Below are 20,300 nucleotides of genomic sequence, written 5' to 3'. Positions count from 1 at the left end.
GCTCAGCCCTTGGTGAAAGGAACGAGCGTCGCGGTGCCGTCGACCACGGTCGGGCCGGACGGCGACAGCGTGCAGGTGATGCGGCACACCGCTTCGTCGCCGGCAACCGAGACGATCTCGGCCCTGGCCTCGACGGAATCGCCGACGATCACGGGCGCGGAAAAATTCAGCGCTATGCTGCCGATCCGCCGGGTCGGTCCGCCGAGCTGGCTGAGGCAGGTGGTGGCGAGGCCGCCGACCGCGAGCTCGAAAGCGACCATGTTCGATGCGCCCGCCTTCCTGGCGCGGACGGCATCGACATAGAGGCCGCCGAGATTACCGCTGATGCCGGTGAACATCGCCTGTTCTGCGACCGTCATGGTCTTACGGAAGGCGAAGGCGGCGCCGGGCTTGAGAGGAGCGTGAGACATCGATCGTTCCCTAGAGCTGCAAGCCGTTCTTGATCGTGCTGCGCGCGACCAGCATGCGATGGATTTCGGAGGTGCCGTCGTAGATGCGGGTAACGCGCGCATCGCGGTACATGCGTTCCAGCGGCAAATCCTTGCTGAAGCCCATGCCGCCGAACACCTGGATGGCGCGGTCGACCACGCGGCCTTGCATCTCGGATGCCGCGACTTTGATCATCGAGACCTTGTCGCGCGCGTCGCGCCCCTGATCGATATCCCAGGCCGCGTTCATCACCATCATCTTGATGCCGAAAATCTCGGTGGCGGAATCGGCAATCAGCTTCTGCACCATCTGGAAGTCGCCGATGGCCTGGCCGAACTGGCGCCGCTCGCCGGCATGCTTGCGCATCATCTCCAGCGCGCGTTGCGCCATGCCGACGGCACGCGCGCCGATATGGGCGAGGCGGATCTGGAGCACGCTCTGCATGATCAGCTTGAAGCCGCCACCGACCTCGCCGAGCACGGCATCCCTGGGGATGCGGCAGTCCTCGAAGCTCAGCTCGGCATGGCCGTAGCCGCGATGACCCATCATCGGCTGGATGCGCGCCACCTTGAAGCCGGGCGTACCGCGATCGACCAGGAACAGCGTAATACCGCCCCTCGCGCGCTTGTCCTTGTCGGTCAGCGCCATCAGGATTACGTAGTCGGCAATGTCGCCGTCGCTGATGAAATGCTTGGTGCCGTTGAGCACCCATTCGTCACCATCGAGATGAGCCGTCGTGCTGATCGACGCCGCATCGGAGCCGGCGCCCGGCTCGGTGATGGCCATCGCGCAGATCTTGTCACCTTTCACGGTCGGCTTGAGATAGCGCTCGACCTGGTCGCCCATGCAGGCCATCAGCATCGGATAGACCTGGCCGAACACGCGACGGATCAGCGCATCGGAGGTCTTGCCGAACTCTTCTTCGACGAGGCAATGCTCGACGCAGGACAACCCACCGCCACCGACATCCGACGGCATGTTCATCGCGTAGAGGCCCAGCTTCTGCGCCTTGGCCTTGGTCACCGCCAGCGCACCGGCCGGCACCGTGGCCGTCCGCTCCACTTCGTCCTCGAGCGGCTGCACCTCCGCTTCGACGAAGCGGCGGACGGTATCGACCAGGAGGCGGGTATCCTCAGGGATCGAGAAATCGATCATGGCGCCACTCCCACAGCCTTACCTGCGACCATGGTGTCGATGTCGGCCGCGCCGTAGCCGATCTCGCCGAGCACCTCGCGGGTCTGCGCGCCAAGCCGCTGCGGCACCAGCCGCACCTCCGGCGTCTGGCCGTCATAGCGCGCGGGATGCGCAACCATCCGGATAGGTGCGCCCCCTGCACTCTCGGCCGTCCTGAACACGCCGAGATGATGGAGCTGCGGATCGGACACGAGGTCGCCATAGTCCTGCACCGGCGCGTGCCAGATCTTCGCGGCTTCGAGCGAGGGCAACCAATCCGCCGTCGACTTCTGCTTCAGCTTGGCCGCGACGATCCGGGTGATCTCCTCACGCTTCGAAAAACTGTCGCCCTCTCCGAACTGCTTCAGCTCCTCGCTGTCGAGCGCGACCGCCAGCGCCTTGGGCGCGGCCATCGAGATCGCCATATGGCCGTCGGCCGTGGCGTGAACGCCGTAAGGCCCCGGGCTGAACCAGGCGGCGATGCCGGCCGGACCGCGCGACGTCGGCGATGGCGCACCGTTCAGCCAGGCAGTCAACGGCTCGACCTGAAGATCGATGGCGGCCTGATAGAGATTGACCTCGACGAGCTGCCCCTTGCCCGTCTTCGTCCTGGCGAACAGCGCCGCGAGGATGCTCATGGCATAGAGCGAGGCGGCGTGCTGATCGACGATGACAGCGCCGACCGCAGTCGGCTCGCCGTCGGCCCGCCCGGTCCGCATCGCAAGACCCGACATCGCCTGGAGCAGGAGATCCTGACCCGGACGATCCTTGTAGGGTCCATCCGATCCGAAACCGGTGGCGACCGCATAGATCAGGCCGGGATTGATCGCCTTGAGCGTATCGTAGCCGAGCCCGAGCTTGGCCATAGTGCCCGGCCGAAAATTCTCCATCACGACATCAGCAGTCGTCACCAGCTTCTTCACGGCGGCAATGCCGTCGGGATGCTTGAGGTCGACGGCAAGGCTGCGCTTGTTGCGCCCGGTGGCCAGATGATTGACGCTGTCGCCCGCGACGAAATGATTGGCGACGGCCCAGTTGCGCTGAAACGCACCCTCGATCGGCTCGATCGCGATGACGTCAGCGCCGAGATCGGCGAGCGTCTGCGCGGCCAGCGGACCTGCGAGATAATGATTGAAGCTGAGGATCTTGACGCCTTCGAGCAGATTCATCGGGTCGCTCCTGACCTAAGCAGCCGCATTGGACGCACCCCGCCACGTCAAATCGAACGTCTCGACCAGCGCGCGGGCCACAGCGTCCTGTGCTGCCGGCAAAGGCAGCCGCGGCGGGCGCGGATTGCCGACGGCAAAGCCCATATGGCCGAGCAGCGCCTTGCTGCCGGCGACGTAGGCTTGGCCGCCGACGAATTCGATCACCGGCAGATATTTCAGGTAGAGCTCGCGCGCCTCGTTGATCGCGCCTTGATCGGCGACGAGGCTGAAGATGCGCGCCATCGCCGACGGCACCACATTGGAGGCGACGGCCACCCAGCCCTGCGCGCCCTCGACGAAGGATTCGAAGCCGAGGATGCCGCCGAACACCGTCATCTTGTCGCCGCACAGACGGATGATGTCGCGCACCCGCGTCACCTCCAGCGTCGATTCCTTGATGTAGAGGCAATTGTCGATCTCGGCGAGGCGCGCCACGAGCGGCGGCTTGAGATCGACATTGGCGGTTGCCGGATTGTTGTAGACCATGATCGGCAGCGAGATCGCATCGGCCACCGTCTTGTAGTGGTGGACGAGCTCCTCGTCCGTCGGGGTCGAATAGAACGGCGGAATGATCATGACGCCGTCCGCGCCCAAATTTTCGGCACGACGGCTGAGACGCACCACCTCGCGCGTATCTTCCGCGCCGGTGCCGATCAACACGGGCACGCGCCCCGCCGCCTGACCGATGACGACCTCGGCAACCAGCGCCTTCTCGTCATCGTCCATGGATAGGAATTCGCCGGTCGAGCCGAGCGGGATCAATCCATGAATGCCCTCGGCGATCTGCCAATCGACGAAGGCCCGCAAGGCCGCGACATCGACACGACCGTCCGGCGTGAACGGCGTGATCATGACGGTGTAGGTGCCACGAAACATCTTCATCGGGAAACCACCAGGCGATTGGGCAACGCAACTGACGACGCCGTCCTGCGGAATAACCGCAGGATTACTGCAAACGATTGCAAGACTGGCTCTGCATTGGGCACGCTGATCCAATCTTTAGGCTTGATCGGCGCGGATTAAGCTCATAGCGTTTTGCAATCGATTGCAGTCTATCGGCGGGATTGATGAGCGTCACGCTCAAAGATGTAGCACAGGTGGCCCGCGTTTCAGTCAGCACCGCCTCGCGCGCACTGACCGGTACGGGGTTGACGAGTGAGCGCACGCAGCAGCGCCTGACGCGCATTGCGCGCGAGCTCGGCTATCGGCCGAACCCGATCGCGCGCGGCTTGAAGACCGGACAATCGCGACTGGTGGCACTGCTGGTCCACAACCTCACCAACGCCTCGTTCCAGGTCATGGCCGAAGTGGTCCAGGCGCGGCTGAAGGCTTTGAGTTACCAGATGCTTCTGTGCATCGGCGGCGACGATCCGCAGCAGGAGAGCGACACCCTCACCACGCTGGTCGACCATCGCATCGACGGACTGATCGTCGTGCCCACGGGCAAGAACGGCCCACAGCTCAAGGCGTTGGCGAAGGACGTCCCGATCGTCTGCCTGGTACGTCGCGACGACGCCACCGATCTGGAGACGGTGCTCGCCGACGATCCGCAAGGCGCCTATCTCGGCACGCGCCATCTCATCGAGCTCGGCCACAAGCGCATCGGGCTGATCGTCGGCCGCCAGGACACTACGTCCGGCCGCGAGCGATTGTCCGGCTATATCCGCGCGCTGGGCGAAGCCGGCATCCCCATCGATGACACATTGGTTCATGCCGGTCATTTCGAGCCCGAGACCGGCGCGACATGCTGCCGCAAGCTGCTCGACCTGTCCCGCCCGCCGAGCGCGATCTTCGTCGCCAATCACGAAGCGACGCTCGGCGTGTTGCGCGTGACGGCAGAGCGGAACATCGCGATCCCCGATGATCTCTCGCTGCTCTGCTACGAGGACATGCCGTGGTTCGAATGGCATCGCCCCGCCATCAGCATCGTTGATAACGGTGCGCGCGATCTCGCCAATCTCGCCGTCGATCGGCTGCTCCAACGCATGGAGGCGAAGGGCAACGGCAATGACGGCGTCCGCGAGTATCGCGTCGGCGCACGGCTGGTGCAGCGCGATTCCTGTCGCCGCATCGAATCCACAGGCTCTGCCAAAATAAAGCCCTCCGCCTCGAAATCGAAATCATCTGCGGCCAAGTCCGCGAAGGTCTGATCAATGCCCTATGTCGAAGTTCTCGCTCCGCAAGTCCCGTCCCAGCGCAAGGCCGCGCTGGCGAGGTCCGTGACCGACGGCCTGATGTCGGCATTCGGCGTGACCGCTGACACGGTCACGCTCTATTTTCTTCCTGTTGCGGCGGACGACTACGCCCATGCCGGCACGTTCGGCGCCCAGGCCACCGGCCAGCGCATCCTGCTCAAGGTGCATGCATTCCGCCGCAGCGAGGCCGAGCGCCGCGCTGCCGCCATCGCGCTCACCCGTAGCGTCTGCAGCGCCTACGGCGTGCCTGGCGATGACGTCGCCGTCTATTTCCTCGATCGCGACAAGAGTGAAGTCTCCCACGATTCCAAGCTCGCCAGCGACTGACGAGGACCATACGCCATGGACCGCTTCTACTCCCAAGACCAGAAAGCCCTGCGCGAGACGGCTCGACGTTTCGCGGAAGCGGAGATTCTGCCCCGCGCCGCCGCCATCGATCGCGAGGACCGCTTCGACCGCGCGCTCTACAAGGGCATGGCCGATCTCGGCCTGTTCGGCATCTGCCTGCGCGAAGGCGCCGGTGGTGCCGGCCTCGATGCGGCCGCCGCCTGCATCGCGATGGAAGAGCTGGCGCGCTGCTCAGGCGCGGTCGCCAATGCTTTCGCGATTCCCGTCGAGGCGGTGCTGTTCTTCGACCATCACGGCAGCGACGCGCACAAGGCGCTGATCCCAAAAATTCTGAGCGGCGACATCATCCCCGCCACCGCCGTCTCCGAGCCCGACCACGGCTCCGACGTCGCGGGCATCCGCACCCATGCGATGCGTGAGGGCAATGGCTGGCGCCTCAACGGCACCAAGGCCTGGGTAACGCTCGGCGGCGTCGCCGATCGCATCATGGTGTTTGCCCGCACCGGTTCCGACGCCGGCCATCGCGCCATCTCCTGCCTGCTGGTCGACGGCGCCCTGCCCGGCATCGCCCGCGGCAAGAATGAAGAGCTGCTCGGCATGCACGGCCTCGACGACTGCCAGGTCACCTTCTCCGACGTGCTGCTGCCGGCCGACAGCGTGATGGGACCGGAGAACCAGGCCTTCAAGATGGCGATGAGCAATTTCAACTTCAGCCGGCTGATGATGGCGTCCATGGCGCTCGGCATGGCGCAGGCCGCGTTCGAGGATGCCACCGCCTACGCCCGCGAGCGCAAGCAGTTCGGCCAGGCGATCATCGGCTTCCAGGCGGTGCAGTTCATGCTCGCCGACATGTCGACCGACATTGCCGCGGCGCGTCTTCTGATCCATCACGCCGCGCGCCTGCACGATGCCGGCGAGCCGATCGCCAAGGAGGCGGCGCAGGCAAAACTGTTCACGACCGACATGGCGATGAAGCACGTCTCCAACGCGCTCCAGATCCATGGCGGCAACGGCTATTCGCGCGAATACCGCATCGAGCGCATTTTTCGCGATGTCCGCCTTGCCCAGATCTACGAGGGCACCAACCAGATCCAGCGGCTGATCATCGCCCGTCAGGTCGAGAAGGAGGCCGCATGATGCGGAGCCTGCGGACATGCTGAGCATCATCACCGCGGCACAGGCCGCAGATCTGATCCGCGACGCCGACACGCTGATCGTCGGCGGCAATGGCGGCACCGGAGCCGCCGAAGCCATCCTCGACGCGCTGGAGCAGCGCTTCCTCGGCGGCCACGGCCCGCACAATCTGACCTTGATCAACATCACCGGCGTCGGCGCCGTGACCGAGAAGGGCCTGTGCCATCTTGCCCATGAAGGCATGGTCGCGCGCGTGATCGGCGGCAATTTCGGGCTTCAAGTGCCGTTCATGCGTCTCGTCCGCGACGAGCTGATCGACGCCTATAATTTCCCGCAAGGCGTGATGAGCCAGCTCTGCCGCGCCATGGCGGCGAAACATCCCGGTGTGCTCACCCATGTCGGCCTCAACACCTACATGGACCCGCGCCAGGACGGCGGCCGCATGAACAAGCGCACCACCGCGCCGCTGGTCGACCTGCTCGAGCTGCACGGCCAGTCGTGGCTGCTCTACCGCGTCCCCGCCCCGCCCGATGTCGCCATCATCCGCGGCACCTCGGCGGATGAGGACGGTTACATCAGCATGGAGCATGAGGGCACCACGCGCGAGGATCTCTCGATCGCGCAGGCCGTGCACAATGCCGGTGGCACCGTGATCTGCCAGGTCAAGCGCATCGTGAAGCGCGGCTCGATCCATCCGCAGATGGTGAAGATTCCGGGTTTCCTGATCGACCACGTCGTGCTCGAGCCCGAGCAGATGCAGACCTACGGCACCGCCTACGATCCGGCGCGCTGCGGCGAGAGCCGCGTGCCGGTGGCGATGATCACGCCCGATCCGCTCACCGAACGGCGGGTGATCGCCCGCCGCGCCGCCTTCGAGCTGCGCCCGCGCGACGTCGTCAATCTCGGCGTCGGCATCTCCGCAATGATCCCCAATGTCGCGGCCGAGGAAGGCATTTCCGACCTGATCACGCTGACGGTCGAGTCCGGCGTGGTCGGCGGCGTACCCGGCCACGCGCGCGAATTCGGCACCGCCATCAATCCGCGCGTCATTCTCGACCAGGCCTATCAATTCGACTTCTACGACGGCGGCGGGCTGTCCTGCGCGTTCCTCTCTTTCGCGGAGGTGGACGAGGCCGGCAATGTCAACGTCACCCGCTTCGGCGAACGCCGCGACGGCTCCGGTGGCTTCATCGACATCACGCAGAACGCCAGGCGACTGATCTTCAGCGGCACCATGACCGGCGGCAAGTTCGACATCGGCGTCGAGAATGGCCGTCTCGTGATCCGGCGCGACGGCGCCTTCCGCAAATTCGTGGCCGAGGTCGGCCAGATCAGCTTCAGCGCTTCTCTCGCTGCGCAGCGCGGCCAACAGGTGAGCTACGTCACCGAGCGCGCGGTGTTCGAGCTGGAGAACGGCAGGTTGACCCTGACCGAGATCGCGCCGGGCGCGCGGCTGGAGGAGGACATCCTCGCGCATATGGGGTTCCGGCCGCGCATCAGCCCTCAGTTGAAGGACATGGATGCGCGGATCTTCCGCTCCGGCCCGATGGGGATTGCGCAAAGCTTCATGGCGCTGCCGGGACGGCCACGCAAGGTCGCCTGAGAGATGCGCATGGACCCCGCCGCAGCGATCAACTTCCATTACGAGGACATCGCGCTTGGCGCGGAGTTCGAGACCGCCGCGCACATTGTGACCCAGGCCGACATCGCAGCCTTCGCCGAGGTCACGCGCGACCACCATCCGCTTCATATCGATGCCGCCTATGCGCGCTCGCAAGGCTTTCCCGCGGTGATCGGCCATGGGCTATTCGGCCTGTCGCTGATGGAGGGGCTCAAATCGGAGCTGAAGCTGTACGAGGAGACTTCCGTCGCCTCGCTCGGCTGGGACGAGGTGCGGTTCAAGGCGCCCATCATCGCCGGCGACCGCCTGCGCGTCCGCTTCCGCTTCGTCGAGAAGCGGCCGACCAAGAATCCCGGGCGCGGCATCGTCATCGAGGCCCTCGATCTCATCAACCAGCGCGATGAGGTCGTGACCGCCGCCCGCCACATTTCGCTGATCCTGACCCGGCAGGCCGGTCGCGATGCGACGGCCGCCCCATGACGCGACAATGAAGAACACCTCGGACCGTAAAACGGCTCCTCTGCCACCCACGATTTGACAGGAGTATTTGCATGCGATTTCTCGAGACCTTCTCCGCCCTCGCCCTGGTGATCGGCCTGTCCCAGGCGGCGGGTGCCCAGACTTGCACGCCGAAGGTGCCGGCATCGAGCCTGGTCGAGGCGCCGAAATGGCAGATGTCGATCAACCCGACGCTGCCGCCGCAGCAATTCGTCGACGACAAGGGCGAGTTGCAGGGGCTCAATGTCGAGCTCGCACGGGAGATCGCCAGGCGCGTCTGCGTCGAAGCGGTGTTTCTGCGCATGGACTTCCCGCCGATGATCCCCGCGCTCCGCTCCGGGCGCTTCGATGCGATCAACACCGGGCTGTTCTGGACGGAGGAGCGCTCCAAGATGCTGTACCTCGTGCCCTACGCACAGCAGGCGATCAGCATCTACACCGATCCCTCCTCCAGCCTGAAGCTGGAGAAGTTCGAGGATCTCGCCGGCCGCGTCGTCGGCGTGGAGTCGGCGACCTATACCGAACGCAAGGCGCGCGAGTTCAGCACGGCGATGGAAGCCAAGGGCCTCAAGCCGATCGAACTGCGCACCTTCACCACGGTGACAGCGACCTCGGCGGCGCTGCGCGCCGGCCAGCTCGAGGCCGCGCTCAACATCAACGAGACCGCGAACTCGCTCGAGCAGAAGGGTATCGCAAAGATCTGGGTCCGCGACATCGCCGGCACCGACATCACCTTCGCCTTCCGCGACAAGCTGCTGGCACAGGCGGTTGCCGATGCACTGACAGCGATTCGGGCCGACGGAACCTATGACAAGCTGTTCGACAAGTTTGGCATGACCAAGCTGAAAGCCAGCACGTTCGCAATTCGCGGCGACGGTCCGACAAATTGACGGAACGCAACTGCTACGACGCGCCATCCGGCGGCGTGTCGTAACGGATCAGATCAGGCTCGACCGACCCCGGCTCAGCACTTCGCCGGCGCCCTTGGCGCCGACGATCCGACCCTGGTCATAGACCACCCGGCCTCGGGCGATTGTCGTCACCGGCCATCCCGTGGCCTCGAACCCTTCCCACGGCGTGTAGTCTGAGCCGTGATGCAGATCGGCCTGCCGAATGGGCTTCTTCAATTTGGGGTCCCAGAGAACGATGTCCGCGTCAAAGCCGACACCGATCGAGCCCTTGCGCGGATAGAGGCCATAGATGCGCGCATGGTTGGTCGAGGTCAGCTCGACGAACTTTTGCAGCGTGATCCGCCCCTTCGATACGCCTTCGGAGAACAGGATCGGCAGCCGCGTCTCGACGCCGGGAATGCCGTTCGGCACCCAGCGGAACGAGGTGCGGGAGTTCGGCGTCAGCTTGCCTTTGGGATCGTCGTAGCGGAACGGGCAATGATCCGATGAGAAGGTCTGGAACACGCCGGTCGTGATCCCCTCCCAGATCGCCTGCTGGCTTTCGGCATCGCGCGGCGGCGGCGAGCAGACATATTTCGCGCCGCTGATGTCCATATTGAGGCCCTTCATGTCGTCGGCCGTCAGCGTGATGTATTGCGGGCAGGTCTCCGCATGCACCGGCAGCCCGCGCTGCTGGGCCCAGCGCACCTGCTCCATCGCCTCGCGCCCGGAGACGTGCACGATCATGATGGGGACGCCGACGATCTCGGCGTGGCTGATGGCACGATGCGTGGCCTCGCGCTCGACCGCCTGGGGGCGCGAGACCCCGTGATAATAGGGCGCGATGTGGCCTTCGCGTTCGAGCTTGGTGGTGAGGAATCGGATGGCGTCGTAGCCCTCGCAATGGACCATGACGAGCGCCTCCTCGCGGCGCGCCACGTCGAAGACCTCGAGCAGCTGCTGGTCGCTGAGCACGAGGTCGTCATAGGTCATGAACACCTTGAAGGAGGTGTAGCCGTCTTTCACCAGCGCCGGCAGCTCCTGCCCGAGCACGACCGCGGTCGGATCAGAGATAATGAGGTGGAAGGCGGTGTCGATGTAGCACTCGCCCTCGGCGAGCTTGCGGTAGTTCTCGACGCAGGTTCGCAGCGAAGTGCCCTTCTCCTGAAGCGCGAAGGGCAGCACCATGGTGTTGCCGCCGGCAGCAGCAGAGCGGGTCGCCGAGGCAAAGTCGTCGGCCATCACCACGTCGGGGCCGGAGGCTTGCGAAATGTGGACATGGCTGTCGATGCCGCCCGGCAAGGCGAGCAGCCCCGTCGCGTCGATCTCACGGGCCGCGCCCTCGATGCTATCGGCAATGCTGACGATGCGGCCGTCGCGAATGCCGATATCGGCGCGAAACTCGTCGCTGGCCGTCACGATGGTGCCGCCGCGAATGGCGAGATCAAACTGCGTCACAGAAGTCTCCGTCACTTGATGACCGCTGAGGTCTGGAATATTCGGCCCCAATCGGCAAGAGCCCCGATATCGCCTCTCGCGAGATCCAGGGTTCGCCACAGCGTCACTGCGACCGAGTCGAGCACGGCAATATTCAATTCCCGTTCGAGCGAGGCCGCAAGCGCAGCACCGTCGAGATTGGTGCAGAGGATGACGGCGGCATCGGCGCCCTCCGCTGCCACCGCGCGGATCATGTCCGCGATCGTTGCAGGGGCGACCTCGCCGAAGGAGAAATTGTCGCGCAAGCCCAAATGCCGCTCGGCATGCGGGGCGATCCCTTCCTCGGTCCAGACGCCCACGATCCGTCTCTGCACGTCGTCGGTGTAGGGGGAGACCAGACCGACTCGCCTGGCACCGAGCGCACGGGCGGCATCGATGCAGGCGAGCGTGGACGTCGTCGCGGGCACACCCGTGCGCGCTGTCATTGCCTCGCAAAGGCTCCTGTCGCGACCGATGCCGAGCCAGCTCGCCGATGTCCCGTTCCAGGCGATGGCGTCCACCCTGGCATCCGCGAGCAGATCTGCCGCCGGAAGCATTACCGAGGCATCGAACTGGTTCAACGCCGCGGCATCGAGCGCGATCTCGGTGACGCGGAAGCGCGAAAAATGCGCGGTGACATCTGCCACGCCGGCCAGCATGCCGCTGGTGACGGGCTCGAGCACCGAATTGGAGGACGGCGTGATCATGCCGAGACGCTTGCGCATGGCGATACCTTACGACGCCCGCGCAAGGCGCGTCGACTCCTCCCGGATCAGGGCCAGGATGCGGCGCTTTGCGTCATTGAATTCGGGGCTGGTGATGTCCCGCGGGCGCGGCAGGTCGAAATCGACGGCCTCGCGGATCCGGCCCGGCCGCTTGGTCATCACCACGATCCTGTTGCCGAGCACCAGCGCCTCGTCGACGCTGTGGGTGACGAACACGATGGTGCAGCGGCGCTTCTGCCAGATCGCGACCAGTTCCTCCTGCATTTCGAGCTTGGTCTGGGCGTCCAGCGCCGCGAACGGCTCGTCCATCAGGATGACGCTTGGATTCATCAGCAGCGCGCGGGCAATGCCGACCCGCTGGTTCATGCCGCCGGACAGCTCGGAGGGATGATGGTGCTCGAAGCCGCGCAGGCCCACGAGATCGATGAACTCCATGGCGCGGTCGTGGCGCTCGGCCTTGGCGACGCCCTTGAGCTTGAGATGGAAAGCGACGTTGTCGATGGCGGTCAGCCACGGCATCAGGGTCGGCTGCTGGAACACCACGCCGCGGTCCGACCCCGGCCGCTCCACCTGCTTGCCATCAACCAGCGTACGGCCCGAGGTCGCTGGCTCGAAGCCGGCGATGATGTTGAGCAGGGTCGACTTGCCGCAACCAGACGGGCCGAGCAGGCAGACGAAATCATTGGCTTCGATGTCGAGATTGATGTTGTCGAGGGTCAAGAGATCGCGGCCGCGCCGCTTGTCGGAAAACACCTTGACGATGTTGCGGAGCTCGATTGCCGCCATCAGCCGGCCCTGCCCTGCACGGTGGTCGTCGTCTGCCAGCGCAGTGCGCGCGCCATGATGGCCTTGAGGCTGAGGTCGGAGAGGTAGCCGAGCAGCCCAATCGAGATCATCGCCGCGAGCACGATGTCGTAGCGCAGGAAATAGTAAGAATCCCACAGCACGTAGCCGAGGCCGCTCTTGACCGCGACCATCTCGGCGGTGACCGTCAGCATCCAGGCCGATCCGACCGCAATGCGTAACCCTGCGAAGATCGAGGGCAGCGCGGCCGGCAGCACGATGTCGGTCAGCATCTGCCGCTGGCTTGCGCCCATCATCGCGCCGGCGCGCACCAGATTGTGGTCCACGGTCTTCACGCCGTGGATCGCGTTCATCAGCACGGGGAAGAAGGCGCCGAGGAAAACGAGGAAGATCGCCGGCTTGTCGGCAATGCCGAACCAGATGATCGCGAGCGGAATCCAGGACACCGGCGGGATCGGACGCAGCATCTGCAGCGTCGGCTCCAGCGTCTTCTCGAACAGGCGCGACCAGCCGATGGCGACCCCGGCGAGGATTCCGAGCAGGCTCGCCAGCGCGAAGCCGGCAAACACGCGCAAGGCGCTGGCAAGCGCGTCGCGCAGCCAATGGCCCGAATAGGTCTGCGTGGTCTCGTCCAAGCCGAACACCCAGTCGCCGAGTGCATGCAGCACCGCACTCGGCGCCGGCAGCAGTGCCGGCGGCAGCACGCCGCTGCGGGCAAAGGCTTCCCAGCCCGCGATCAGCAACGCAGGGACGACGACGCGTTCCAGCCCCTGCAGCGCCCGCGTCAGCCTAAACGCCGGCTTGGCCGGCGAGACTTCAATAGCCGAGGTCATTCTTGGCTTTTCCCGTCGCCTGCTCCAGGAACGAATAGTCGATGTTTTTCTCCGCCTCCGCAGAGACGTCCTTCGAGATGTATTTGAGGTCGCGCATCATCGCGGCGATCGCGAGGGTCTGCGAACGATGGATCGCCGGATCGGGCGAGGCATTTTTCAGCGCCTCGGTCGCCACCGTCTTGTCGAGGCCGGTGAGCTTGTTGATGACGTCGATCCACGGGCCCTTGTCGGCGAGCAGCTTGTTGTCGAGCTCGACCACGGCGCTGACGACGCCCTGAACGCCAGCGCGCTGGCTCGCGATCACGTCCGAACGGGTGACGATCAAATTCGTCAGATTTCCGGCGGCCTGGTCGTAGGGAAGCACGAAGTGCTTGCCGGCCCCCGCAAGCCTGATCTGCGAGGCAAAGGGCTCGACCGTGCAGATCATGTCGACCTCGCCACGCTGCAACGCCGCGAGATGGTCGGACGGATTGGGGATGTTGATGAACTGGATGTCCTTGTTGGGATCGACGCCCTGCTTCAGGAACGCGCCGCGCATGTGAATGTCCTGCGCATTGCCGCGGGACGCCGCGACCTTCAGCGGTTGACCATCGCTCTTCGCCTTCGCAACGGTCGCCTTGAAGGCAGCCCAGTCCTCAGGTGACAGATTCAGCTTCGCCGACGACAGACATTCCGAGCCGCCGTTGATCTGGCCGGACACGGCGATGACGTCAAAGCCCTTGTCGAGCGCGGTGATGTAGTGGAGGTAGGTGACCTGCGCGACGTCAATGCTTTTCGATATCAGCGCAGTGAGGACGTCATTGCCAGAGTTGAAGCCGGTCGCCTCGACCTCGACGCCTTTCGCCATGCCTGAGATCAGCGACATCGGCAAGCAGTGCGCGCATTTGGCGTAACCGAGCTTGATTTTAGCGGCCTGAGCGGAGGCGAGATCGCTTCCGCCGAACATCGCCGCCATCACCACGAGGCCCATTCGCAAACTCGTCCGCATCGCTTACTCCGCTTCGAAGGCGCGAGATCTCGCGCGTCTTGCAAGATCATCGGTCGCCCTTCGCCGCCGCGCAATCCGGTTTTTGCATGCTGCATACAATTTGCGCGTTGTGCCATGGTTTTCAGCTACATGCGTCGGTATTTTGAGCAGGCCAAAGGGCCGGAAACGGCTAGGATGAATTGAAGCAATGAGGCGCGCGTGCAGCAGAAGTCGGAAACCCCGAAGGGACGAAAACCGCCCAAACTCAAGCGCATGGGCCTGCATGAGCGCGCCGCCGCGCGCATGCGGACGATGATCATTCGCGGCGAACTGCCGCCGGGATCGCAGACGCAGGAAACCAAGCTGTCGAAATCGCTCGGCGTGTCGCGCACCCCGCTGCGCGAGGCGATGAAGGTGCTCGCTGCCGAGGGGCTGATCGAGCTGCGGCCCAACCGCAGCCCGCGCATTGCCGACATCGCGGTCGCCGGAATCTCGGAGCTGTTCGAGGCGCTGGCCGGCATCGAACGGCTTGCCGCCGAGCTTGCGGCAGTGCGCGCGACGGAGCGCGACCTTGCGCGCTTGCACACGCTTCAGACCCGCATGGAGGGTCATCATCGCAACGGCAAACTCGACGATTACTTCGCCATCAACGGCGAGATCCACAACACGATCGTCCGCATGGCGCGCAACACGCCGCTGCGCGAGGCGCACGAGACACTGATCTCCCGCGCCGAACGCGCGCGGTATCTCGCGCTTGGCGCCGACCGTCGCTGGAGCAATTCGGTCGACGAGCATGCCGATATTCTTGCGGCGCTCGAGGCGCGCGATGGCGAAGCGGCCGGACGCCTGCTCGGCGCGCACGTCCGGCGTACCGGCACCGCCTTGCTCGAAGTCCTCACCACCTCCAAGTCCGACCGGACGGCGGCATGACCATGAAGCTGCTCCTGCTCAACCCGAACACCAGCACCGAAGTTACCCGGCTGATGATGGACGTCGGGCAGCGCGCGGCCTCACCCGGCACGGAGTTGATCCCCTGCACCGCGACCCGCGGCGTACCCTACATCTCGACGCGCACCGAAGCGCAGATCGGCGGCGCCATCGCGCTGGAAATGCTCGCCGAGCAGCACGAAAAGGTCGACGCCGCAATCATTGCAGCCTTTGGCGACCCCGGCCTGTTCGCCGCGCGCGAGACGTTCGACATTCCCGTGGTCGGCATGGCGGAGGCGGCGATGCTGACCGCCTGCATGGCCGGACGCCGCTTCGCCATCGTCACGTTCGCTCAGGCACTGGGGCCCTGGTACGAGGAATGCGTCCGCGCCCACGGGCTGTGGCAGCGCTGCGCCGGCATCCGCATGCTGGATACGCCGTTCCAGGCGATCTCCGAAGTCGGCACCGAGAAGGAGGACGTACTCGTCGCGCTCGCGCAGCGCGCCATCGTCGAGAACGAGGCCGATGTCCTGATCTTTGCGGGCGCGCCGCTCTCCGGCCTTGCCGAACGCGTCGCCGACCGGATTCCTGTCCCCGTCATCGATCAGGTCGTCGCCGCCGTGAAACAGGCCGAGGCGCTGTTGGCGCTGCGCCTGCGCAAGGCGGCGGCGGGCACGTTCCGCCGGCCCGCGGCCAAGCCCACCATTGGTCTCGCCGGGGCGCTTACCGCCCGGCTCGAGCATCGCGACAGCTGAAGGAGCTGAGGCCGGTGATGAGAGAGCTTCAATCGATGTTCGATCGCACGGCCAGCGGCAGACCCGGGCACGAGACTTGCTTTCTTTCTCAGGGGAACGGGAGGCAACACCATGGCTGATGTACAAAGCGGGCGTTCGCTCGTCGTCGACGCCGTCACCCACCGCTATCCCAGCGGCGCGCTTGCGGTCGAGAACATCAATCTCGATGTCAAGGGCGGCGAGATCATTGCGCTGCTCGGCCCGTCCGGCTGCGGCAAGACAACGCTGTTGCGGATCATCGCCGGCTTCATCGCACAGAGCCAGGGGCGGATCATCATCGGCGACGACATCGTCGACGCGCTGCCGCCGAACCGCCGCGCCGTCGGCATCGTGTTCCAGAACTACGCGTTGTTCCCCCATCTGACCGTCAGCGAGAATGTCGGCTACGGCCTCGCCGCCCGCGGCGTCGACAAGACGACGCGGCAACGCGAGGCGCAGCGCCTGCTCGAGCTGGTGCAGCTGCCGTCGATGGCTGAGCGGCTGCCGCGGCAACTCTCCGGCGGCCAGCAGCAGCGCGTCGCGCTCGCCCGCGCGCTTGCGATCAAGCCGTCGATCCTGCTGCTCGACGAGCCTTTTGCGGCGCTGGACAAGAATCTGCGGCTCGACATGCAGATCGAGATCAAACGGCTGCAACGCGTCGCGGGCATCACTACGCTGATCGTGACGCACGACCAGGAAGAGGCGCTGTCGATGGCCGACCGCGTCGCCGTGCTGAGCCACGGCAAGCTCGAACAATTCGGATCGCCATCCGACGTCTACGACCGCCCGCAGACCCTGTTCGTGAACACTTTTGTCGGCTCCAGCAACCGCATGCCCGGTGTCGTGGTGTCGGCGGACCGTACCGCTGCAAAAGTACGCCTCGATGCCGGCGCGGAGATCATTGCACGGCCCGCCGGAGGCGCTCTCAGCGAAGGTGGCCGCGTCACCGTGTGCATCCGGCCTGAACATCTGCAATTCGTCGGCGACGAGACCGGCTTTGCCGGCGTGGTCGGTATGTCGCTGCCGCTCGGGGCGACCGTCGTCCACGAGGTCACGACCGCCGATGGCTCCGGCGTCAAGGTTTCCCAGGCGCGCATCGGTGCGACGCGCGCACTGGAAAGCGGCGCTGCGGTGCGCCTCGCACCGCTCGCCCCTTCGCTCGCCAACGCCTTTCCCGCAACGCTTTAGATCCAGTTTTTGCCATAGGGAGTTCGACATGATCCTGAATCGCCGAAGCCTGATGACGACCGCACTCACCCTCGGCGCCATGAAGGCGTTTCCCGGACTGAGCTTTGCCCAGGCGCGCCCGCTGGTGTTTGCGACCTTCACCGGAAGCTGGGAGGAAGCGCACAAGGCCGTGCTGGTGCCGGCCTTCCGCAAAGCGAACGCCGATGCGGCGATGGTGCTCGACCCCATGCTCTCGGTCGACCAGATCGCCAAGGTGAATGCCGCCAAGGCCAATCCGCCGATCGACGTCATGCTGCATGATCCCGGTCCGGCCCTCGTCGCGATCGGCCAGGATCTGGTCGAACCCTATCCGGTCGAGAAGAGCGCCTACTACAAGGACCTGATCAGCGAGGCGCAGGAGCCGATGGGTCCCGCCCCGTTCTTCCAGGTCGTCGGTCTCACCTATAACCCCGAGGCGATCAAGACGCCGCCGACCTCCTGGGCCGATCTCTGGAAGCCGGAGTTCAAGGGCCGCGTCGGCATCACCAACCTCAACTCGACCCTCGGCACCGGCTGGCTGGTCGAAATCGCCAAGATGCGCGGCGGCTCGGAGGCCAACGTCGATCCCGCTTTCAAGGCAATCGAAGAGCTGAAGCCCAATCTAGCGGCGGTGGCCGCCAATCCCGGCGCGCTAGCGACGCTGTTCCAGCAGGGCCAGATCGACATCTCGCCCGGCAATTTCAACGCCATCCAGATCCTGAAAGCGCGCGGCGTGCCGGTCGAGTTCGTGGCGCCGAAGGAAGGCGCCATCGCCTTCAAGACCACGATCCACATCGTCAAGAATTCGCCGAACCGCGAGCTGGCCTTCAAGCTGATCGAGGCCGCGCTCACGCCGGAAGTCCAGACCACGCTGATGAACCCGCCCTATCTGATCGTACCGACCAATTCCAAGGTGACCATGGGCGGCGAGATCGCACGCGTGCTGGCCAAGGACACCACTGAACTGAAGCAGAAATTCGTGTTCCAGGACTGGAAGAAGATCAACGAGCAGCGCTCGGCCTGGATCGAGCGTTTTAATCGCGAGATCAAGATCTAAAACCACAAGGGGCTTGGCGATGGGCACAGCACCGGCATCACGCGACGTGACGTCCTACGGCATGGGATTGGCAGCGCCGCTGGCGCTGTTCTTCCTGGTCTTCTTCGTCGCACCGCTGCTGCAATTGCTCTGGCTCTCCTTGCACAATGACACGGCCGCGCTCCATTGGGGGCTCGGCCAATACCTCCATTTCCTCACCGATCCCTTCAGCCTCAGCGTTCTCGGCTCGACGCTGCTGCTCGGCGCCGAGGTGACGGCGGTCTGCCTCGTGCTCGGCTTTCCCATCGCCTGGCTCTATCAGCGGGTCGGGCCGCGGTCGCAGACCATCATCATCCTGATCGTTTTGCTGCCGCTGCTGACCAGCGTCGTGGTGCGCACTTTCGCCTGGATCGTCATCCTGGGCCGCCAGGGCATCATCAATGCGACGTTGCAATCGCTTGGCATCATCGATACGCCGCTGCGGCTGCTCTACACCCAGTTCGGCGTGGTGATCGCGCTCGCCCAGGTGCAGATGCCGCTGATGACGTTGCCATTGATCACCGCGCTCGGCCGCATCGATCCCAATCTCGACGACGCTTCCTGCTCGCTCGGCGCCGGAAGCTGGCGGACCTTCTTCAAGATCGTGCTGCCGCTGTCGCTGCCCGGCGTGATCGCCGGATGCACGCTGACCTATGCCGCTGCGATCACGGCCTTCATCACCCAGTCGCTGATCGGCGGCGGGCAGATGCTTTTCATGCCGATGTATCTCTACCAGCAGGCCTCGACCCTCCAGAACTGGCCCTTCGCATCCGCGATCTCGATCATCTTCCTGCTCGCCGTGCTCGCGGTCGTCTCCGTCTTTACCACGCTCGGCCGCATGTCACGCGGCTACGGTGGCGCGTGATGAGCGGGCGCAAGCGCACCCTGGAAGCCATCAGCTTCGAGTTCGTCATGACCGTGGTCGCGGTGATCGCCTTGATCATCATCATCGCGCCATCGCTTGTCGTGCTGATCGTCTCCTTCACCAGCGGCTTCTCGCTGAAATTCCCGCCGCCCGGCTATTCGCTGCGCTGGTACGCTGAGCTGTGGGATGCCTGGCAGCTGCACTTCGCGGCGAAGAACAGCCTCATCGTCGCGCTGTGGGCGACAGGCCTGTCCGTCGTGCTCGGCGTCGCGGCCGCGCTGGCGATCTCGCGGTCGCAGAGGCTCTCGGCGCGACTGCTGGACTCCCTCTTCATGTCGCCGCTGGTGCTGCCGGCGCTGGCCTTCGGCCTTGCCGCCCTGATGCTGTTCTCGCTGGTCGGACTGCCGGTATCGCCCTTGACGCTGGTGATCGGCCACACCGTGGTCTGCGTCCCCTATGTCGTGCGCAACACGGTTGCCGCGCTCGCCCAGCTCGAGCCGACCCTGCTCGAAAGCTCGGCGGTGCTCGGCGCCAGCCGCCTCTACACGTTCCGTCGCATCGTGTTGCCGCTGATCCGGCCAGGCATCATCGCGGGCGCTTTCATCGCCTTCATGTCGTCCTTCGACAACGTGCCGGTCTCGCTGTTCCTGCGCGATGCCGCAACCGACATGCTGCCGATCCGGATGTGGCAGGACCTCGAGGGCAAGCTCGATGTCACGATCGCCGCGCTATCGGGCGTGCTGATCATCGCCACCGTCGCGCTGGTCGCGGTGATGGAGCGCGTCACGGGCCTGTCGCGGCGGCTGACGAACTGATCAGGCGCCCCGGAACAGCGAGTAACCCCAGCGCGTGAATTTCAGCGGCAGATGAAAATGCTCGTCGATCATCTTGATGCGGAAGCGGAACGGCGTCACCGTGAGAAAGCCGTCGCTGTCCGCAAAGAACTCGCCGAGATGAAACAGGACCTCATATTCGCCTGCCAAGACGCCCTCGCCGCGCGCGACTGGGTGATCGAGCACGCCGTTGGCGCCGAGCCGCCCGTCAGCAATACGCAACGAGTCCGGATCGATCCGCCAGATCTCGACGCGCAGCCCCTGTGCCGGGCGTCCGCTCGCCACATCGACCGCGTGAATGGAGATGCCGCCTGCCACAA

At 65.0% G+C, this 20,300-nt stretch carries 22 protein-coding genes; 12 read left to right on the top strand and 10 right to left on the bottom strand.

Annotated features, from left to right (window positions below):
- Positions 1 to 2 precede the first annotated feature (2 nt).
- Genes IVB31_RS03110 through dapA form a run of 4 tightly spaced genes read right to left on the bottom strand, consistent with a single transcriptional unit; the run spans position 3 to position 3,692 of the window.
- A complete protein-coding gene (locus IVB31_RS03110) occupies positions 3 to 410 on the bottom strand; it encodes a MaoC/PaaZ C-terminal domain-containing protein (RefSeq protein WP_247318389.1) in 408 nt (135 codons plus the stop codon).
- A gap of 10 nt (positions 411 to 420) precedes the next feature.
- On the bottom strand, positions 421 to 1,584 hold the full coding sequence (locus IVB31_RS03105) for an acyl-CoA dehydrogenase family protein (RefSeq protein WP_247318386.1): 1,164 nt from the start codon (positions 1,582 to 1,584) through the stop codon (positions 421 to 423).
- Positions 1,581 to 2,771, bottom strand: coding sequence for a CoA transferase (locus IVB31_RS03100; RefSeq protein ID WP_247318385.1), 1,191 nt, complete (start codon positions 2,769 to 2,771; stop codon positions 1,581 to 1,583). Before IVB31_RS03100 ends, IVB31_RS03105 begins: the two co-directional genes overlap by 4 nt.
- A 15-nt stretch (positions 2,772 to 2,786) precedes the next feature.
- Positions 2,787 to 3,692 (bottom strand): 4-hydroxy-tetrahydrodipicolinate synthase, encoded by a 906-nt coding sequence (gene dapA, locus IVB31_RS03095; protein WP_247318383.1) that lies wholly within the window; start codon positions 3,690 to 3,692, stop codon positions 2,787 to 2,789.
- Positions 3,693 to 3,877: 185 nt separating this feature from the next.
- On the opposite strand from dapA, the gene IVB31_RS03090 reads away from it, so the two are divergent.
- From IVB31_RS03090 to IVB31_RS03065, 6 genes are all read left to right on the top strand, one after another.
- Positions 3,878 to 4,960: a LacI family DNA-binding transcriptional regulator gene (locus tag IVB31_RS03090; protein WP_249802916.1), complete on the top strand. Its 1,083-nt coding sequence runs from the start codon at positions 3,878 to 3,880 to the stop codon at positions 4,958 to 4,960.
- A gap of 3 nt (positions 4,961 to 4,963) precedes the next feature.
- A complete protein-coding gene (locus tag IVB31_RS03085) occupies positions 4,964 to 5,332 on the top strand; it encodes a hypothetical protein (RefSeq protein WP_247318380.1) in 369 nt (122 codons plus the stop codon).
- 15 nt (positions 5,333 to 5,347) lie between these two features.
- Positions 5,348 to 6,490, top strand: coding sequence for an acyl-CoA dehydrogenase family protein (locus IVB31_RS03080; protein WP_247318378.1), 1,143 nt, complete (start codon positions 5,348 to 5,350; stop codon positions 6,488 to 6,490).
- A gap of 16 nt (positions 6,491 to 6,506) precedes the next feature.
- Positions 6,507 to 8,090 carry a CoA-transferase gene (locus IVB31_RS03075; RefSeq protein ID WP_247318376.1) on the top strand — a complete coding sequence of 528 codons (1,584 nt, stop codon included), beginning with the start codon at positions 6,507 to 6,509 and terminating at the stop codon, positions 8,088 to 8,090.
- Positions 8,091 to 8,099: 9 nt separating this feature from the next.
- Positions 8,100 to 8,588 carry a MaoC family dehydratase gene (locus tag IVB31_RS03070; protein ID WP_247318374.1) on the top strand — a complete coding sequence of 163 codons (489 nt, stop codon included), beginning with the start codon at positions 8,100 to 8,102 and terminating at the stop codon, positions 8,586 to 8,588.
- Between the two features lie 71 nt (positions 8,589 to 8,659).
- Entirely contained in the window at positions 8,660 to 9,496 is an 837-nt protein-coding gene (locus tag IVB31_RS03065; protein ID WP_247318372.1) for an ABC transporter substrate-binding protein, read from the top strand.
- 48 nt (positions 9,497 to 9,544) lie between these two features.
- Here the strand turns inward: IVB31_RS03065 and hydA are convergent, their stop codons facing one another.
- The 5 genes from hydA to IVB31_RS03040 are packed head-to-tail and all read right to left on the bottom strand — an operon-like array spanning position 9,545 to position 14,322.
- Positions 9,545 to 10,954 (bottom strand): dihydropyrimidinase, encoded by a 1,410-nt coding sequence (hydA, locus tag IVB31_RS03060; RefSeq protein ID WP_247318370.1) that lies wholly within the window; start codon positions 10,952 to 10,954, stop codon positions 9,545 to 9,547.
- 11 nt (positions 10,955 to 10,965) lie between these two features.
- The gene (locus tag IVB31_RS03055) at positions 10,966 to 11,697 is read right to left on the bottom strand and encodes an aspartate/glutamate racemase family protein (protein WP_247318367.1); all 732 of its coding nucleotides are present in this window, start codon (positions 11,695 to 11,697) and stop codon (positions 10,966 to 10,968) included.
- A 9-nt stretch (positions 11,698 to 11,706) separates the two neighbouring features.
- A complete protein-coding gene (locus IVB31_RS03050) occupies positions 11,707 to 12,483 on the bottom strand; it encodes an ABC transporter ATP-binding protein (protein WP_247318364.1) in 777 nt (258 codons plus the stop codon).
- On the bottom strand, positions 12,483 to 13,334 hold the full coding sequence (locus tag IVB31_RS03045; protein WP_247318361.1) for an ABC transporter permease: 852 nt from the start codon (positions 13,332 to 13,334) through the stop codon (positions 12,483 to 12,485). The genes IVB31_RS03050 and IVB31_RS03045 overlap by 1 nt, the downstream gene beginning before the upstream one ends.
- The gene (locus IVB31_RS03040) at positions 13,318 to 14,322 is read right to left on the bottom strand and encodes an ABC transporter substrate-binding protein (protein ID WP_247318357.1); all 1,005 of its coding nucleotides are present in this window, start codon (positions 14,320 to 14,322) and stop codon (positions 13,318 to 13,320) included. The genes IVB31_RS03045 and IVB31_RS03040 overlap by 17 nt, the downstream gene beginning before the upstream one ends.
- Positions 14,323 to 14,520: 198 nt before the next feature.
- Here IVB31_RS03040 and IVB31_RS03035 point away from each other — a divergent pair, with 198 nt between their 5' ends.
- The 6 genes from IVB31_RS03035 (at position 14,521) to IVB31_RS03010 (ending at position 19,962) form a co-directional block, all read left to right on the top strand.
- The gene (locus IVB31_RS03035; RefSeq protein ID WP_247318354.1) at positions 14,521 to 15,231 is read left to right on the top strand and encodes a GntR family transcriptional regulator; all 711 of its coding nucleotides are present in this window, start codon (positions 14,521 to 14,523) and stop codon (positions 15,229 to 15,231) included.
- A 2-nt stretch (positions 15,232 to 15,233) separates the two neighbouring features.
- Complete coding sequence (locus IVB31_RS03030; protein WP_247319401.1) at positions 15,234 to 15,983, top strand: aspartate/glutamate racemase family protein; 750 nt, start codon at positions 15,234 to 15,236, stop codon at positions 15,981 to 15,983.
- A 111-nt stretch (positions 15,984 to 16,094) separates the two neighbouring features.
- Positions 16,095 to 17,189, top strand: coding sequence for an ABC transporter ATP-binding protein (locus tag IVB31_RS03025; RefSeq protein ID WP_247318351.1), 1,095 nt, complete (start codon positions 16,095 to 16,097; stop codon positions 17,187 to 17,189).
- 28 nt (positions 17,190 to 17,217) lie between these two features.
- Entirely contained in the window at positions 17,218 to 18,264 is a 1,047-nt protein-coding gene (locus IVB31_RS03020; protein ID WP_247318350.1) for an ABC transporter substrate-binding protein, read from the top strand.
- A gap of 19 nt (positions 18,265 to 18,283) precedes the next feature.
- On the top strand, positions 18,284 to 19,147 hold the full coding sequence (locus IVB31_RS03015) for an ABC transporter permease (RefSeq protein ID WP_247318348.1): 864 nt from the start codon (positions 18,284 to 18,286) through the stop codon (positions 19,145 to 19,147).
- Positions 19,147 to 19,962 (top strand): ABC transporter permease, encoded by an 816-nt coding sequence (locus IVB31_RS03010; protein WP_247318346.1) that lies wholly within the window; start codon positions 19,147 to 19,149, stop codon positions 19,960 to 19,962. The genes IVB31_RS03015 and IVB31_RS03010 overlap by 1 nt, the downstream gene beginning before the upstream one ends.
- On the opposite strand, the gene IVB31_RS03005 is transcribed toward IVB31_RS03010, so the two are convergent.
- Positions 19,963 to 20,298 (bottom strand): hydroxyisourate hydrolase, encoded by a 336-nt coding sequence (locus IVB31_RS03005; RefSeq protein WP_247318344.1) that lies wholly within the window; start codon positions 20,296 to 20,298, stop codon positions 19,963 to 19,965.
- Positions 20,299 to 20,300: the final 2 nt, after the last annotated feature.

The sequence above is a fragment of the Bradyrhizobium sp. 21 genome, from assembly GCF_023073335.1.
GTDB lineage: Bacteria > Pseudomonadota > Alphaproteobacteria > Rhizobiales > Xanthobacteraceae > Bradyrhizobium.
This window is presented reverse-complemented; position numbering and strand designations above follow the sequence as displayed.